Annotated in this window: 16 protein-coding genes and 1 pseudogene; 6 read left to right on the forward strand and 11 right to left on the reverse strand. The window is 71.8% G+C overall.

Annotated elements, in window-relative coordinates:
* Positions 1–321 precede the first annotated feature (321 nt).
* The gene (locus tag ACIHFE_RS09235; protein ID WP_400105203.1) at positions 322–1,734 is read right to left on the reverse strand and encodes a DEAD/DEAH box helicase; all 1,413 of its coding nucleotides are present in this window, start codon (positions 1,732–1,734) and stop codon (positions 322–324) included.
* Between the two features lie 276 nt (positions 1,735–2,010).
* Here ACIHFE_RS09235 and ACIHFE_RS09240 point away from each other — a divergent pair, with 276 nt between their 5' ends.
* From ACIHFE_RS09240 to ACIHFE_RS09250, 3 genes and pseudogenes are all read left to right on the forward strand, one after another.
* A complete protein-coding gene (locus ACIHFE_RS09240; RefSeq protein ID WP_400105204.1) occupies positions 2,011–3,174 on the forward strand; it encodes a copper resistance D family protein in 1,164 nt (387 codons plus the stop codon).
* Positions 3,175–3,414: 240 nt separating this feature from the next.
* Positions 3,415–4,122, forward strand: a complete 708-nt coding sequence (locus ACIHFE_RS09245; RefSeq protein ID WP_400105205.1) for a phosphatase PAP2 family protein — start codon at positions 3,415–3,417, stop codon at positions 4,120–4,122.
* Positions 4,097–4,321, forward strand: a pseudogene (locus ACIHFE_RS09250) (DNA-binding response regulator); the annotation flags it as partial. The gene ACIHFE_RS09245 and the pseudogene ACIHFE_RS09250, both read left to right, overlap by 26 nt.
* A gap of 79 nt (positions 4,322–4,400) precedes the next feature.
* Here the strand turns inward: ACIHFE_RS09250 and ACIHFE_RS09255 are convergent.
* The 8 genes from ACIHFE_RS09255 to ACIHFE_RS09290 form a co-directional block, all read right to left on the reverse strand.
* A complete protein-coding gene (locus ACIHFE_RS09255) occupies positions 4,401–5,000 on the reverse strand; it encodes a hypothetical protein (protein ID WP_400105206.1) in 600 nt (199 codons plus the stop codon).
* A gap of 5 nt (positions 5,001–5,005) precedes the next feature.
* The gene (locus ACIHFE_RS09260; RefSeq protein ID WP_400105207.1) at positions 5,006–6,127 is read right to left on the reverse strand and encodes an ROK family glucokinase; all 1,122 of its coding nucleotides are present in this window, start codon (positions 6,125–6,127) and stop codon (positions 5,006–5,008) included.
* Between the two features lie 185 nt (positions 6,128–6,312).
* Positions 6,313–7,200 carry an ATP-binding cassette domain-containing protein gene (locus ACIHFE_RS09265; RefSeq protein WP_400105208.1) on the reverse strand — a complete coding sequence of 296 codons (888 nt, stop codon included), beginning with the start codon at positions 7,198–7,200 and terminating at the stop codon, positions 6,313–6,315.
* On the reverse strand, positions 7,197–8,237 hold the full coding sequence (locus ACIHFE_RS09270) for an ABC transporter permease (RefSeq protein WP_400105209.1): 1,041 nt from the start codon (positions 8,235–8,237) through the stop codon (positions 7,197–7,199). Before ACIHFE_RS09270 ends, ACIHFE_RS09265 begins: the two co-directional genes overlap by 4 nt.
* Positions 8,234–9,217: a sugar ABC transporter substrate-binding protein gene (locus ACIHFE_RS09275; RefSeq protein WP_400105210.1), complete on the reverse strand. Its 984-nt coding sequence runs from the start codon at positions 9,215–9,217 to the stop codon at positions 8,234–8,236. The genes ACIHFE_RS09270 and ACIHFE_RS09275 overlap by 4 nt, the downstream gene beginning before the upstream one ends.
* Positions 9,218–9,430: 213 nt before the next feature.
* Positions 9,431–10,180, reverse strand: a complete 750-nt coding sequence (locus ACIHFE_RS09280; RefSeq protein ID WP_400105211.1) for a GntR family transcriptional regulator — start codon at positions 10,178–10,180, stop codon at positions 9,431–9,433.
* 79 nt (positions 10,181–10,259) lie between these two features.
* Positions 10,260–10,886: a bifunctional 4-hydroxy-2-oxoglutarate aldolase/2-dehydro-3-deoxy-phosphogluconate aldolase gene (locus tag ACIHFE_RS09285; RefSeq protein ID WP_400105212.1), complete on the reverse strand. Its 627-nt coding sequence runs from the start codon at positions 10,884–10,886 to the stop codon at positions 10,260–10,262.
* Between the two features lie 252 nt (positions 10,887–11,138).
* Entirely contained in the window at positions 11,139–11,552 is a 414-nt protein-coding gene (locus ACIHFE_RS09290; protein ID WP_400105213.1) for a ribonuclease domain-containing protein, read from the reverse strand.
* A gap of 149 nt (positions 11,553–11,701) precedes the next feature.
* Here ACIHFE_RS09290 and ACIHFE_RS09295 point away from each other — a divergent pair, with 149 nt between their 5' ends.
* The 3 genes from ACIHFE_RS09295 to ACIHFE_RS09305 are packed head-to-tail and all read left to right on the forward strand — an operon-like array spanning position 11,702 to position 13,171.
* Complete coding sequence (locus ACIHFE_RS09295; protein WP_400105214.1) at positions 11,702–12,331, forward strand: helix-turn-helix domain-containing protein; 630 nt, start codon at positions 11,702–11,704, stop codon at positions 12,329–12,331.
* Complete coding sequence (locus tag ACIHFE_RS09300) at positions 12,328–12,480, forward strand: DUF6126 family protein (RefSeq protein WP_400105215.1); 153 nt, start codon at positions 12,328–12,330, stop codon at positions 12,478–12,480. Before ACIHFE_RS09295 ends, ACIHFE_RS09300 begins: the two co-directional genes overlap by 4 nt.
* A 22-nt stretch (positions 12,481–12,502) precedes the next feature.
* Positions 12,503–13,171, forward strand: a complete 669-nt coding sequence (locus ACIHFE_RS09305; RefSeq protein WP_400105216.1) for a transcriptional regulator — start codon at positions 12,503–12,505, stop codon at positions 13,169–13,171.
* Between the two features lie 21 nt (positions 13,172–13,192).
* Here the strand turns inward: ACIHFE_RS09305 and alc are convergent, their stop codons facing one another.
* The gene (gene alc / locus ACIHFE_RS09310; protein ID WP_400105217.1) at positions 13,193–14,296 is read right to left on the reverse strand and encodes an allantoicase; all 1,104 of its coding nucleotides are present in this window, start codon (positions 14,294–14,296) and stop codon (positions 13,193–13,195) included.
* On the reverse strand, positions 14,293–15,636 hold the full coding sequence (gene allB, locus ACIHFE_RS09315; protein WP_400105218.1) for an allantoinase AllB: 1,344 nt from the start codon (positions 15,634–15,636) through the stop codon (positions 14,293–14,295). The genes alc and allB overlap by 4 nt, the downstream gene beginning before the upstream one ends.
* Positions 15,637–15,646 lie beyond the last annotated feature (10 nt).

Consider the following 15,646-nt stretch of genomic DNA (forward strand, 5'->3'; position numbering starts at 1 on the left):
GTTGTCCGGCACGGCGCGCTGATTCCACTGCGCGCCGCGCCGGAACCATGGGCCGGCGGTCACCAGGTGATCTGCACAACTGGCCACAGACTGCCCACCAGTTGCTGAGCCAGACGCCGGCCGGCAAGAACACCCACCGTGCGGGCGAGCCGACCATGACCACCAGGAGCACGGATCGCGAAGTTCGACATCCTGTTCAGCCTTTGGGATTCACCAACGGCGCCGGCGAACGGCGAATGGTCCTGGTCCCGGCTACCGGACCGGGATCAGCGCGCGCCCGAGCATGTGATCGGGAATCCGCGGCTATCAGGGCAGCGGCTCTCAGCCGCCGCGCCGCACCCGGGCCGCCTTGCGGGCCTCGGCGAGTTTGCGGGCCTCGCCGGCCTTACGGGACTTGCCGCCGGTGCCGCGGGAGGCGTCCTTGCTGGTGCCCAGGCCGCGGAAGGGGGCGTTGGTGTTCTTGGCTCGGGGTGCGGCGGGCCCGCCGTCGAGCGGGATGCCGGAGGGGGCCTTGGCCCCGGTGATCCGGCTCAGCTCCGCCTCACCCGAGCGCACCTTGGTGACCGTCGGCTCGATGCCGGCCTCGGCCATCAGCCGACTCAACTCGCGGCGCTGGGCCGACAGAGCCAGCGTGACGACAATGCCGGACCGGCCGGCCCGGGCGGTGCGGCCCGCGCGGTGCAGATAGTCCTTGGGGTCGGTGGGCGGGTCGACGTTGACCACCAGATCGAGGTCGTCCACGTGCAGACCACGGGCCGCGACATTGGTCGCCACCAGGACGGTGACCTGGCCGTTCTTGAACTGCGCGAGGGTCCGGGTGCGCTGCGGCTGGGACTTGCCGCTGTGCAGGGCCGCGGCGTGCACTCCGCTGGCCCGCAGATGCCGGGTGAGCAGGTCGACCGCGTGCTTGGTGTCCAGGAACAGCAGCACGCGGCCGTCGCGGGCGGCTATCTCGGTGGTGACGGCGTACCGGTCGGGGCCGTGGACGACCAGCACATGGTGGGCCATCGTGGTGACCGCGCCCGCGGACGGGTCGACCGAGTGGACGACCGGGTCGTGGAGGTAGCGGCGGACCAGCTGGTCGACATCGCGGTCCAGGGTGGCCGAGAACAGCATCCGCTGGCCGTCGGCGTGCACCTGGTCCAGCACCTCGGTGACCTGCGGCAGGAAGCCCATGTCGCACATCTGGTCGGCCTCGTCGAGGACGGTGATCCGTACCCGTCCCAGGCTGCAGGCCCTGCGCTCGATGAGGTCATGCAGGCGGCCGGGGGTGGCGACGACGACCTCGGCGCCATCGCGCAGCGCGGCGGCCTGCCGGCCGATCGACATGCCGCCGACGACCGTGGCCACCCTCAGCCGCAGCGCGTCGGCATACGGCGCGAGCGCCTCGGTCACCTGCTGGGCCAGCTCCCGGGTGGGCACCAGGATCAGCGCAAGGGGCTGCTTCGGCTCCGCACGCCGCCCGGCCGTCCGTGCGAGCAGCGGCAGGCCGAAGGCGAGCGTCTTGCCCGACCCCGTGCGCCCGCGCCCCAGGACGTCCCGTCCCGCGAGGGCGCTGGGCAGCGTGGCCGCCTGGATCGGGAAGGGCTCGCGCACGCCGAGTTCGGTGAGCGTTCGCAGAACCTCGGCCGGCAGTCCCATATCGGCGAAAGCAGCCGGGGGCACCGTCGGGGCGAGGGTCACCGGCCGGGCGAGGTCGCCGTGCGAGGTGCCGAGGCGGTCCGGGTGGTTCATAAAAGAGCCTTCCGCATGGGGAACATACCGAGGAAGGCCCGGCAGCAATGAGCAGCCGACGAACAAGGGGAACCGCACGGACGGAGTCGCCGGCCACCACAGCCGTCCAAACGTTTGAGGCTAACACAAAGTGATATTTCGACCCGGCACTGTGGTGCTGATCGCTCCGCCTGCCTCGGTGACGCGACACAGGCCGAGATCCATTTCCGACGTGCCTGGTCCCCCCGGGCCGCATTCCGGGCACCGAACGGGCCTACTTAGGTTAGCTTTACCTTCATGAATTTTGCGCACCTCGCAGCTGCCGCGCCCTACACCACCCCTCCCCTCTGGAGGATTCTGACCAAATCCAGCTATTTCGCCGGGTTGTGCGGGGCCATCGGCTTCACCGTGACATACGCGGCAGTGGCACTCCCCGCCCTGCGCGCGCCGGAGAACGAGCGCGGCGACGTCGCGGTCCTGCGGCGGCGGGCGGCGCGGTCCCTGGCGTGGGCCGGGGTGGTGCTGCTGGTGGTGGGCTACTTCCAGCTCGCGGCCCGGGTGGCCCGCGCCGGCAAGGGCATGCCGTTCGGGGACGCGCTCGCGCCGGGACGGATCCGGGACTTCCTGAGCGCACCCGCGGCCAAGGGCGCGTGGGTCGCGCAGGGCACGATCTACCTGGTCCAGAACATCGTGCTCGTGCTGGCATCCGCCTCGCTGATCGCGCTGTTCAGCCCGGTCGCGCGCCGTCACCTCAACGCCCTGGCGCTGACCGCTCTGCCGCTGTCGCTCGCGGTGACGCTCATCCCGGCGATACCCGCCACCGCCCCGGCGGACACGGATCGCGTGCTCGACCTCGTCTTCGGCCAGGTCCACATCATCAGCGGCACGGTCTGGATCGGCGGACTGGCCCTGCTCGTCACCCTCGCCGGAGCCCGCCGTCATCTGAGCGAGAACGCCGGCCTGCTGTGGGCGGACATCTGGCGGCGGTTCAGCCTCGTCGCCCTGGTCTGCGTCGGGGCAGTGCTGACATCCGGTCTGTGGATGTCCTGGAAGCACGTGGGCGGCATCGGGCAGCTGTGGACAACGGCCTACGGCCTCTTCCTGCTCGTCAAGACCCTGCTGGTGCTCGGCATGGTCGCGGCCGGCGCCTTCAACCAGTTCTGGCTGATGCCCCGCATCGCCCGCGCCCGCCGCGCCGACGCGACGGCCTCCCTGCTGCACCTGACGCTGCGGCACTTCCCCAAGGTCGTCTGGACCGAAGTCGCCCTCGGGATCGGTGTCCTGGCCATCGTCCCCTTCCTCAGCGGCTCCGCCCGCCCCGCCGGCAGCCCCGCGCCCGTCGCCACCGGCAGCATCTTCGCCGTCGGCGCCGCCCTCGTCCTCACCCTGGCCGCTTCCCTCTGCATCACGGCCAAGACCTCCGACGCCCTCTCCCGGCGGCAGGTCGCGGCCGCGTCCTGACCGCACGCCGTGCCGGCGGCGGGCACGAGATCGGCGTCGGTCGCGGCCGGCGCCGCGGCAGGCGCTCCCATGGGGTGGGATCCGCCGAGCCATCTGCCGCCGGTCGCGGCCAGGGCGTCGTCGTCGAGGACACCTGCGCTCAACAGGACTGTACCGTCGGCCCGTTGCGCGACCACGGTCGGCTCCGGCCGGGACCGGTCCCGCCCGTCGGCCGCCCACAGCCCCGTAGGATGTCTACAGATGCGTAGTCAATGGTGCAGTCGATTTCTGCCCGGGTGCCTTGGCGCGTGGACGGCGTTCGGCGTGCTGGCCACGCTCGTCGCCGTCGGCGCCGGTGGGCCGCTCCGGCCGGACAGCGCTCTCCTGTCGTGGTCGGTCGCCCATCGCCCGGCGACGGCAGTAGCCCTGGCCCGCGGGGTGACCGACACCGGAACGGGCATCGTCCCCTACCTCCTCGCCGTGCCGGCCGGCCTGATCGCGGGACGGACCGCACGCCAGAGGCTGCTCGCCACCGTGCTCAGCGCCGCCTGCCTCGGTGCCGGGCAGGCGCTCCGGTACGGCGCGATGGAGCTCGTCCACCGGGCCCGTCCACCGCGCGAGGACTGGGCGGCCCAGGCGAGCGGCTGGTCGTTCCCCTCGGGGCACACCACAACGGCGGCCCTGGCCGCCGGGCTGCTGATCGTCGCGCTGACCCCGCGCGCCCCGCGCGGCGCGACACCGCTGCGACTGGTCGTCGGCTGCTGGGGCGTGCTGGTCGGACTGACCCGCGTCTATCTCGGGGTGCACTGGTTCACCGATGTGGTCGGCGGCTGGCTGTTCGCCGCCGGCTGGCTGGGCGTATGTCTGTGGGCCATACACAGGTGGCTGCCCGAATCGCTCACCTCGTGCGCACACCGCACCCCCGACGGGCCGGCAGAGGACAATGCGCCGCAAGATCCTGGTCGTTGAGGACGACCACGGCCTGTACGACGAGGACTTCGACCCCGTCCCGGCCCCCGACGGTGCCACCGCCCTGCGGCCGGCCACCACCGGCGTCTCCGCGGCCGTGCTGGACATCGGGCCGCCCGACGCGGACGGAGGGGACGTGTGCCAGGCCATGCGCGCCAATGGCTTCCTGGCCCCGGTCATCTCCCTGACCGCCCACCACCCCGTCCTGCGTCAACCGGCCCAGCACCACTGCCGCGCGGCGTGAGCGCCCGGCAGCGGAACGGGGGGCCGAGGTCGCGTCAGGGCGAGGTGGTGGAGACCACAAAGACCCGCGGATAGTCCGGGTTGTCCAGGTTCGCTGTGATCTCCAGGGTGGGGCGGGGCTTGTCCTGCTCCTGGACCGTGCCCGCCCAGTGGTGCTTGCCGCCGAAGTTCCAGCCGACCAGGCCGGCCTCGTCCTGGTCGATGGTCACATCGCCGTTCTCCAGCTCCGAGAGGTGCATCCCCCGGTCGTTCAGCCACTGCTCGAACTTGTCGTGGGTGGTGGTGAATTGCAGGAACAGCGAGCTGGACTTCCAGGAGTTGGTCTCGAAGTGCGCGACATCCTCCGCGTACGGCGGCACCGTCACCTCATAGAGCCGGCGCTGCAGCCGGGAGGGCCAGCCGTCCTCCAGGCCGTCGACGGAGGCCTGCTCCTGCGCGTCGCCGTTGCCGGCGCGGCTCTGCATCGCGGAGATATAGAGGTAGCCCGCCGGGATGGCGATCAGCAGGAAGACGGCCAGCGCCTTGATCCAGCGGCGCTCGCGCGGCCGGGGCGCCTGGCCGGATGACTCCGGCGCATCCGGCAGCTCCGCCGGCTCCGGCCGTTCCGGCCGGGTCTCGGGCTCGATGTCCGTCATGGTGCTCACCCGCGGCCCGCCTGGGCGTACCGCTCATAGCGCTCGACCCGCCGCCGGTTGGCCCGGCGGAAGCGGCGGGCGACCAGGCGGGCCAGGTCGGCCGCGCCCACCATGCCCGCCTCCGGGCCGAGCTGGGCCTTGACGATCCGGGCCTCCGGCCGGTAGCCGCGCCCGGTCAGATGGCGCCTAAAGGCGTCCCGGGCCGGGCCGATCAGCAGGTCATCGGCGGCGCTGACGCCGCCGCCGATGACAAAGCAGGACGGGTCCAGCGCGGCGGCCAGGTTGGCGATGCCCACGCCCAGCCACTGGCCGATGTCCTGCAGCAGCTCCACGCACATGGCGTCGCCGCCACGGGCCAGCTCGGTGATCAGCGGACCGGTGATCTCGGGGATGTTGCCGCCGACCCGGTCGATGATCCCGTAGGCCACCGGGGACTCGGCGGCGGCCAGCTCCCGGGCCTCGCGCACCAGGGCGTTGCCCGAGCTGTACTGCTCCCAGCAGCCCCGGTTGCCACAGGGGCAGCGGTGCCCGCCGGGCACCACCTGCATATGGCCGAACTCCCCGGCCACCCCGAACTTGCCCCGCTTGACCTGGCCGTCCTCCAGGATGGCGCCGCCGATGCCGGTGCCCAGCGTGATCATCACCAGGTGGTCCTCGCCCCGGCCGGCACCGAAGCGCCACTCCGCCCAGGCGGCGGTGTTGGCGTCGTTGTCGACCATGACCGGGACCGCCAGACGGCCGGCGAGGCGGTCGCGCAGCGGCTCATTGCGCCAGGACAGATGGGGGGCGAACAGCACCCGGTTGCGGTCGGCGTCCACCCAGCCGGCCGCGCCGATGCCCACCGCGTGCACATCGTGCCGGTCGGAGAGGTCCAGGACCAGCTCGACGATGGTGTCCTCGACGACCTTGGGGCTCTTGGACTTGTCCGGGGTCTCGGTGCGCAGTTTCTCCAGGATGTTGCCGTCGGCGTCCACCACACCGGCCATCACCTTGGTGCCGCCGATGTCGATGCCGACGGTGGGCACCCGGGGGGCGGTCAGGTGCGAGCGCCGCTCGCGCGTGCCCGCCGTGCGCAGCATGGTGGCCCTGGCCGAGCCCCGGTAGACCCGCTCGCGGTACATGCTCATCGTGCGGCCTCCACGGGGTGGGGGGTGGCCGGGATACGGGGGCGTGCTCGCACGGAGGTCGTCGTCCCTGGGGTGGTCTCGGGAGGCCGGAGCCTCGTGGTCTGCGTTCCACGGGGAGCTACCCCGCCTGGCCGATTGTGCCTCACCGGCCGTGTGCCCCGCATAATGCCGGTCCCGGCGAGGGGCTACTCCTCGCCGGGAGCGCCGGGAGCGGCGGACGCGCCGGAGGTGCCGGAGGTGCCGGGCGCGCCGGGCTCGTCCGGAACGTCCATCCGCCGGCCGCCGATGACATCGGGCACCGGCGCCCGCTCCAGCTCATGGCTGAGCTGTTCCAGCTCGCTGCCGCCCGCCATCTGGCGGGTGAGCTCCTCCAGGGCGATCTCCGACTTGGCATGGCTGCCGGCCATGGCACCCCGCTTGAGCAGGACGAACCGGTCGCCGACCAGATAGGCGTGGTGCGGGTTGTGGGTGATCAGCACCACACCCAGGCCCGCGTCCCGGGCGGCGGCCACATACTTGAGCACCACCCCGGACTGCTTGACGCCCAGCGCCGCGGTGGGCTCGTCCAGCACCAGCACCTTGGCGCCGAAGTACACGGCGCGGGCGATGGCCACGCACTGGCGCTGGCCGCCGGAGAGGGTGCCGATGGGCTGGTTCACATCGTGCAGTTCGATGCCCATCCGGGCCAGCTCATTGCGGGTGGTCTCGCGCATGGCGGCCACGTCCAGCCGCTTGAACGGTCCGCGGCCCCTGGTCGGCTCGGAACCCAGGAAGAAGTTCCGCCACACCGGCATCAGCGGGACCACCGCCAGGTCCTGGTAGACGGTGGCGATGCCGCGGTTGAGGGCCTCGCGGGGCGAGCCCAGCGAAGCCTGCTCGCCCTCGATCTCGAAGTCGCCCCCGTCGTGCTGGTGCAGCCCCGCGATGATCTTGATCAGGGTCGACTTGCCCGCGCCGTTGTCGCCCAGCACACAGGTGATCTCACCGGCGTGGACCTCCAGCGAGACCTCGTCCAGCGCCTTGTTGTTGCCATAGGACTTGCTCACCCCGGTGAGCTTGACCAGAGGAGTCACTTGCTCGCCTCCGCCCTCTTGCGTACCCAGGCGTTCAGCAGGGTGGCCAGCAGCAGCATGGCGCCCAGGAAGAACTTGAACCAGTCCGGGTTCCACTGGGCGTAGACGATGCCCTTGCTGGTCATGCCGAAGATAAAGGCACCGACCGCGGAGCCCACGGCCGAGCCGTAGCCACCGGTCATCAGACAGCCGCCGATGACGGCCGCGATGATGTAGAGGAACTCATTGCCCACGCCCTCGCCGGACTGCACCACGTCATAGGACATCAGCAGGTGCTGGCCGGAGATCCAGGCGCAGAAGGCGACCGCCATATACAGGCCGATCTTGGTGCGGTTGACCGGCACACCGACCGCGCGGGCCGCGTCCGCGCCGCCGCCCACCGCGAAGATCCAGTTGCCCGCGCGGGTGCGCAGCAGCACCCAGGTGGCCAGGGCGACCAGGGCGAACCACCACAGGATGGTCACCTGGAGGTCCACCCCGCCCACCGTCAGATGCGAGGCGAACACCGCCCGGGCGGAGTCAAAGCCCTCCATGTCACCGATGGTCTTGGTGGAGACGGTGCCGCTGATGAGCTTGGTGAAGCCCAGATTGAGGCCGGTGAGCATCAGGAAGGTGCCGAGCGTGATGATGAAGCTGGGCAGCTTGGTGCGGGTGAGCATAAAGCCATTGAAGAAGCCGATGGCCAGGGTGGTCAGCAGCGAGACCCCGACGCCCACCCAGACATTGGCCGTCATCTGGTAGCTGAACATCGAGGAGATCAGCGAGGAGCTGGTCACCATCACACCGGCCGAGAGATCGAACTCCCCGCCGATCATCAGCAGGGCCACCGGCACGGCCATGATGCCGATGGTGGAGGAGGCGTAGAGCACCGTCGACAGGCTGGATGCCTGCAGGAAGCTTTCGGCGACCATCGAGAAGAACAGGAAGACGGCGGCCGCGCCGACCACCGCGCCCAGCTCGGGCCGGCCGGCCAGGCGGCGCAGATAGGTACGGCCGCCGGTGCGCTCCCCGGCGGATGCCGTGCTGGGAGCGCTCATCGGGTCCCCCGCTTGATGTACTCGGCCAGGGCCTTGGTGTCGTCCTTGGTGACGATCTGCGGGCCGGTGAGCACCGGGCGGCCGCCGCCGAGGGCGTCCGCGTTGTACTTGTACAGCCACAGCAGGTCCACGGCCTCATAGCCCTGGAGGTACGGCTGCTGGTCGACCGCGAAGCCCAGCGAGTCGTCCTTGAGCCCCTCGGCCACCTTCTCGTTGAGGTCGAAGGTGTCCACCTCGGCCTTGCTGCCCGCCTGCTGGGCCGCCTTGACCGCAGTGGACGCGAACGGGGCGCCGAGGGTGACCACCGCGTCGATGTCCTTGTCGGACTGGAGCTTGGCCTCGATGGAGGACTGCACCGAGGGCATGTTGGTGCCCTCGACATAGAGGTTCTGCAGGTCGCCCTTGAAGGTCTTCTTCACTCCCGCGCAGCGCTGTTCATGGCCGACGTTGCCCTGCTCGTGCAGCACACAGACGGCCTTCTTCTTCCCGCGCTTGTTGAGCTCCTCGCCGACCGCCTCGCCGGCGATGGACTCGTCCTGGCCGATGTGCGAGAGCGCACCGAACTGCTTGGACTCCTCGGAACCCGAGTTCACCGTGATCACCGGGATGCCGGCCTTGACGGCCTTCGCCACGACGTCCTTCATGGCGTCGGGCTTGGCCAGCGAGACGATCAGTCCGTCGACCTTCTGGTCGATCATGGCCTGGACGTCCTGGGCCTGTTTGTTGCCCTCGGGGTCGTGGGCGTACAGGAACTTGATGTTGTCCTTGACCGCCGCCTGCTTGGCGCCCTTCTGGACGATGTCCCAGAAGGTGTCGCCGTCTCCCGAGTGGGTGACCATCGCGAAGGTCCACCGCGGGGTGTCGACCGCGGCGTGCCCCTCGGCGGCTGCCCGGGCGGCCCGGTCCTCGGCGCGCTTGCCGCCCGTGCTGCTGCATCCGGCCAGTGCGGCACCGAGCACCGCCACCAGCACGGCGCTCACCGCGCGTACGCCTGTCCCAACCCTTGCCACGAGGAGTTGCCCTTCCCACTGTCTGTCACGGTGCGTCCGGACCCCGGTCCTGCGGGCCCAACCGCCCAAGTATCCGTCACCAACCGTCACCGCGTTCAGCGGGGCCGGGCCATACGCCTGGTTCTAGTGGTGTACGCCACACCGAGTCAAGATCTTTGTCCGAACATTCTGACGACCGCGGGGTCAGGAACGGGCCAGCAACTGGAAGTCGAAGGAGTAGCGGGAGGCGCGGTAGAGGTGCGCGCCGAATTCCACCACCCGCCCGGTGTCGTCGAAGGTGGTCCGCTCCATGGTCAGCAGCGGCGCCCCAGCCGGCTCGGCCAGCCGCTCGCCCTCCTCGGCGGTGGCGGCCCGGGCGCCGATGGTCTGCCGGGCACTGTGCAGGGTGACGCCCGTCATCCGCAGCAGCCGGTAGAGGCCGGTCTCCTCCAGTACGCCGCCCGCCAGGTCCAGCAGCCCGGCCGGCAGATGGTTGCGCAGATAGGCCACCGGCTCGCCGTGCGCCAGCCGCAGCCGCTCCAGGCGCACCACCTCGGTGCCCTCCGGGACGCCCAGGGCGGCGGCCACCGCTCCGGCGGCCGGCTCGGTGGTGTGGCACAGCACCCGGGTGGCCGGGCGCTGGCCGGCCGCCTCCAGGTCGTCATAGAGGCTGCTCAGCTCCAGCGGGCGGCGGACCCGGGTGTGCACCACCTGGGTGCCCACACCCCGGCGCCGCACCAGCAGTCCCTTGTCCACCAGTGACTGGATGGCCTGCCGGACGGTGGGCCGGGACAGCCCCAGCCGCCCGGCCAGCTCGATCTCATTGCCGAGCAGGCTGCCCGGGGCGAACCGGCCCTGCTCGATGGCCGCCTCCAGCTGCTGGGAGAGCTGGTAGTAGAGCGGTACGGGGCTGCCGCGGTCGAGGGTGAAGCGGAGGTGCTGGTGCGTGGCCACGCCCGGAGCGTAGTCGGATGGCGTGTTGACGGGAAGTCCGGTTGTCCGGACATGGATCCCGGTACGGTCCGGATTCCCGCTAGCCGGCCGCCTCCTCCAGCCGCGCCAGCAGCAGCCCCACCCGCTTGGCCACCGCGTCCCGGTCGCCCTCGGCCAGCGCCGTGCCCAGGCCGCAGGCCGCCGCCCCGGCGGCGATCCACTCCGGGGCGCTGTCGAGCTCGATGTCGCCGCTGGGCACCACGGCCGCCTGGGGCAGCTCCGCGCGGATCTCCCGCAGCCCGCCCGGCCGGTGCGAGGAGGCCGGGAAGAGCTTGACCGCGTCCGCCCCCAGCTCCAGGGCCCGGACGATCTCGGTGGGCGTGCCCACGCCGGGGAAGACCGGCACGCCATAGCGGTGCCCGGTGCGCATCACCTCGGCGTCCACCGAGGGCGAGGCCAGGAACCGGGCCCCGGCGTCCACCGCCATCCGCGCGGACGGCCCGTCCAGCACCGCGCCCGCACCGATCAGCGCCTCGTCGCCGACCTCCCGGGAGAGGGTGGCGACCGCCTCCAGGGCGAACGGGGTGGTGAGCGCTATCTCCACGCTGGTGATCCCGGCGGAGACCAGAGTGCCCGCGATCTCGGCGGCCTGGTCATAGCTCTCGCCGTGCACCACGGCGAGGACTCGCTGTGCCAGCGCGGCCCGGGTGAGCTCCCAGCGGTACACGGCAGTTCGCCGCCCTTCTCCTGACGTGGGTGGCCAGTTGACCTGAGTGGTCCTCCTGCCACCACACGCTAACCGCACCCACCGGCAATCGACCCCGGTCCGACCACACCGCCCGCGCGACAGCGCATCAACCGGCGCGAGGGCGCGCGGCCCAGCGCCACAAGGCAGTTGACGCTCCGCCATACAAAAACGCCCCGCCCCGAAGGCGGGGCGGGGGACGTACTCAGTATCCGATCGCGGTCAACTGCCCACTCAGCAGCTGAAGTCCACCAGGCTGAAGGTCCGGTAGTGGTCACCGGTGTAGTAGTCCTCGTGGTCCTGCTCCCCGGTGATGATGCGCCGGGTGCCACGGGTAGGCGCACCCGGGGTGATCACCGTGTACTCGTGGTAGTAGCCGCTGTGCTGCCTGGGCAGCGCGCCCTCGCGGTTGGTGAAGACGATCCCGTCCCGGGGGTACGGGAAGGGGCCGCCCTGGTCGATCAGGTCGATCGTGTCATGGGCCTCGGAGGGCAGGTCGCCGTAGCAGATGCTGCCGACGGACTGCACGGCGACCACGGAGGTCACGCTGGGTGCCGCGGTGGCGGCGACAGCCGGGGTACCGAGCAGCAGGGTGGAAGCCAGGGCGGCACCGAGGGTGCTGGTCCGCACGATGTGGGGGATTCTCATGTGAGCAGCATGACGCGCGTAGCGCATGTCATGTCAACGACAAGTGCTTAATGTTTCCTTAACGTTCACCGCACCATGACTCTTCGATGATCTTTGCCTCTGGGGCAAAAGTTTTGCCTCTCAGGCATGGAGGGTCTTCTACTGGGACCATGAGCCAGTCCCCCGCCACGGCCGGCGAGCCATCGGCCGAACTGCCCGATGTGGCCCCGCGGCTGCGCGCCCTGCGCTCCCGCAGCGGGCTGACCCTGGAGGCCGCGGCGGCCCGCATCGGGCTGTCCCCGGCCCACCTGTCCCGGCTGGAGACCGGCCGGCGCACCCCCTCGCTGCCGATGCTGCTCACCCTTGCCCGCACCTATGGAACGACGGTATCCGAACTCCTGGGCGAAGTGGGCGAGGAGCGGGAACCCATCATCCGGGCGGACCGGATGGCGCCACAGCTGTCGGGCGGCTGGAGCTATTGGCGGGCCGGCGGCTCCGGCCGCGCCATGCAGGCGCTGCGGCTGCATGTACCGCCGGGCACCCAGCAGGAGCTGGTGCGGGTGCACCCGGGCGAGGAGTGGCTCTATGTCACCCGGGGGCGGCTGCGGCTGTCGCTGGGCGGCACCACCCATCTGCTGGAGACCGGGGACGCGGCCCACTTCGACTCGCTCACCCCGCACCGCATCGCCGCCGCCTCACCGGGCGGGGTGGACCTGCTGTTCGTACACACCCTGCTGCAGAGCGGCGCGGCCGAGCTGTGCCTGGGCGAGGACCGACCGACCCATAGGAGGACACCGTGAGCGACACCGCCGACAGCACCCCCCGGCAGCGGGTGGAGGAGGACCGGGCCCCGATGGGCATGGCGGTCCGGGTGTTCATCTATCTGGTGGCCGTCCACTTCATCGCCGCCTTCTTCTTCCTCATCTTCTATCTGGGCGGCGCGGCCTGACGCCCGCCGATACCCTGGCGCCATGGCACCCACCGCCAGGGACGTACTCGCCGAAGCGGTACGCCGGCTCGCCCCGGACACCGGGGCCAACCGGCTGGTCCCGCTGATCGCGGCCGGCCGCGCGCCACTGGAGACCATCGCCGCGCTCGCCCTGGAGCAGCACCACATCATCCCCGCCGACCGGACCGGCTACCGGCTGCTGCGCGACCGCTGCGCCCAACGGCCCGCCGAGGCGGCCTACTTCGCCGCTCTCGTCCAGGGCGAGGACCTCGCCCTGGAACGGCTGCCCGCGCTGCTGGCCGCCTGTGGGCAGGACGAGGCCACCATCGCCGCCCATGAGCCCCGGGCCGGCTGCCAGGCGTACCCGGCCTATACCGCCTGGCTGGCGCTCAACGCCGACCCGGTGGACGTGGTGGTGGCCGTCACCGCCAACTTCGCGGCCTGGAGCGGCTATTGCGCCACCGTGGCCGGGGCGCTGCGCACCCACTACGGCTTCACCGATGAAGCCTGCGGCTTCTTCGGCCTGTTCGCCGCTCCCGACCCGGAGGGCGAGCGGCGGGCCGTGGCGGCGGTGACCGCCGGGCTGGAGGCGGGCCGGTTCACGCCCGTCCTCGCGCATCGCTACGGGCGGCTGCTGCAGAGCTATGAGTTGATGTTCTGGAACGCGCTGGCCGGGGACAGCGCCCCGTAAGCGGGGCGATCACTGCGCCGCTCACCCCCCGGCCGGCGAGCCATACACCCGCAACCGCGCTATCCCCCCGTCGGGATGGATGTCGATCCGCAGATGGGTGGCCACCTGATCACCGGGCAGGACGAAGCGGTGCACCGTGTCCGGCTGCAGCCGGGTACGGGGCAGCAACTCGGCCCAGCCCCTGGCGTGATCGGCCGGGTCCGCGCCGGTCGCGGCGTCCAGCGCGAACAGGGCCGCCCAGCCGGCCGCGTTGCCCGAGTACTGGCCGGTGTCTATCTCCACCGCGCGGGGCACCGACCGGGCGGCCAGCCGGTAGCGCACCCAGTCATGTCCCCGGTCGCGGCGGCGGCGGGTCTCCCAGCCCTCGTCCATCCGCCGGGAGCCGCCCGGCCGGATGGTGTTCAGCGGCGGAGAGTAGAAACGGTCCGAGGCGTCCTCGACGGTGCCTCCGTTCTCCAGCGCGGCCAGGTCGAAGGTGCCCAGGGCGGCCAGCCAGGCCGGGTCCGGCACCGGCCGGCCGTGCACCCGCAGCCGGGCGATGCCGCCGTCGGGGTACTGGCTCAGCCGCAGATGGGTGCAGCGCGGCCGGCCGGCCACCGCGAAGCCATTGGCCGCGTGCCCGCCGACCGGTGTACGGGGCACCAGCGCCGTCCACCTGATCTCCGGCGCCAGCAGTTCCCCGGGCGAGGGCGTGCCGGGCAGTTCGGTGCCCTCGATGCCCACCGCCCGCGGGTGGTTGCCGCGGAAGTGGGCGGTGTCGACCACGATGCCATGCACCTCCCCGGGCACCCCCAGGCGGATCAGCGCCCAGTCGTGCTCATGGTCGGTGGGGTGCGGATGATCCGCCGAGGCACCGCGCCGGCGGCGGGTCTCCCAGCCGTCCATCACCTTGCCCTTGTGGCCGAAGCGCTCCGGGTCGAAGCGGGCGGGGCCGGGGAGGAGCAGGTTCTCGCGCTCGGCGAAAAACTCGTCGCTGGCGGCCAGCACGGCCCCGCCCAGCCGCCGGTCGGCCAGATCGGGCAGCTCGGTGAAGGGGAGGTCGGCCGCGCGGTAGTCGGCGTAGGGGTCGCCGCCCGGGTAGGGAGCCGCGTCACCGGTGAAGCGGGGTATGCCACTGCTGCTCATGGGGTGGGCTGCCTCTCCAGGAGCCGGCCGGAGGGCCGGGCGAAGGTGCCGTGGTGATAAATCCGGCGGCCGCGCAGAAAGGTGGACCGTACGACGCCGTACAGGGTGCGGCCCGCATAGGCGGTGACCGGGTTGCGGTGCTGCAGGGCGGCGGCGTCCACGGTGAACGCCTCCTCGGGGGCGAACACCGCGAAGTCGGCGTCCCGGCCCGCCTCGATGGCGCCCTTGCCGGTGAGCCCGGCCAGGGCCGCCGGGGCGGTGGCCATCCAGTGCGCCACCCGGTCCAGGGGGTGGCCGCGCCGCCGGGCCTCGGTCCACACCACGGACAGGCCCAGCTGCAACGAGGAGATACCGCCCCAGGCCCGGCCGAAGTCGGGCACCTTGAGGTCGGCGGTGCACGGCGAGTGGTCGGACACCACACAGTCCACGGTCCCGTCGGCGAGCCCGGCCCACAGCGCGTCCCGGTTGGCGGCCTCCCGGATGGGCGGGCAGCACTTGAACTCCGTTGCCCCGTCCGGGACCTCCTCGGCGGTCAGGGCCAGGAAGTGCGGACAGGTCTCGGCGCTGACCCGCACCCCCGCCGCCCGCGCCCGGGCCAGCGGCCCCAGCGCCTCGGCCGAGGACAGGTGCAGGATGTGCACCCGGGTGCCATGCCGCCGGGCCACCTCCACCAGGCGGTCCACCGCCCGGTTCTCGGCGGCGCGCGGACGGGAGGCCAGAAAGCCGGCATAGCGCGGGCCGGCCGGATCCGGTGCCCGCTCCAGCTGCGCCGGATCCTCCGCGTGCACCATCAACAGCCCGTCCAGGGCGGCCACTTGGGCGGCCACCCGCTCCAGGCCGGCGGCCGTCAGGGGCGGGAACTCCTCGACCCCCGAGGGAGAGAGGAAGGACTTGAAGCCCAGCACCCCGGCCCGGTGCAGCGGGGCGAGGTCCGCCCCGTTGTCCGGCAGCGCCCCGCCCCAGAAGCCCACGTCCACCCGCACGGAGTCTTCCGCCGCCCGCCGCTTGACCCGCAGGCCGGCCACCGTGGTGGTGGGCGGGAGGCTGTTGAGCGGCATATCCACCAGGGTGGTGATGCCGCCCGCGGCGGCGGCCCGGGTGGCCGTGCCAAACCCCTCCCATGTGCTGCGGCCGGGATCGTTGATATGGACATGGGTGTCCACCAGCCCCGGCAGCAGGGCGTCCGTGCCCAGGTCCCCGACCGCCGCGCCGGGCGGGGGCACCGCCTCATACGGCCGCACGGCCGTGATCCGGCCGTCCGCCACGGCCACCGAGGCGGGGCGTACGCCCTGTGGCGTCACCACCCTGGTCGAGCGCAGCCATAACTCGGTTCCGGACACCCGCGGTCCT

The sequence above is a fragment of the Streptomyces sp. NPDC052396 genome, from assembly GCF_044593195.1.
Lineage (GTDB): Bacteria > Actinomycetota > Actinomycetes > Streptomycetales > Streptomycetaceae > Streptomyces.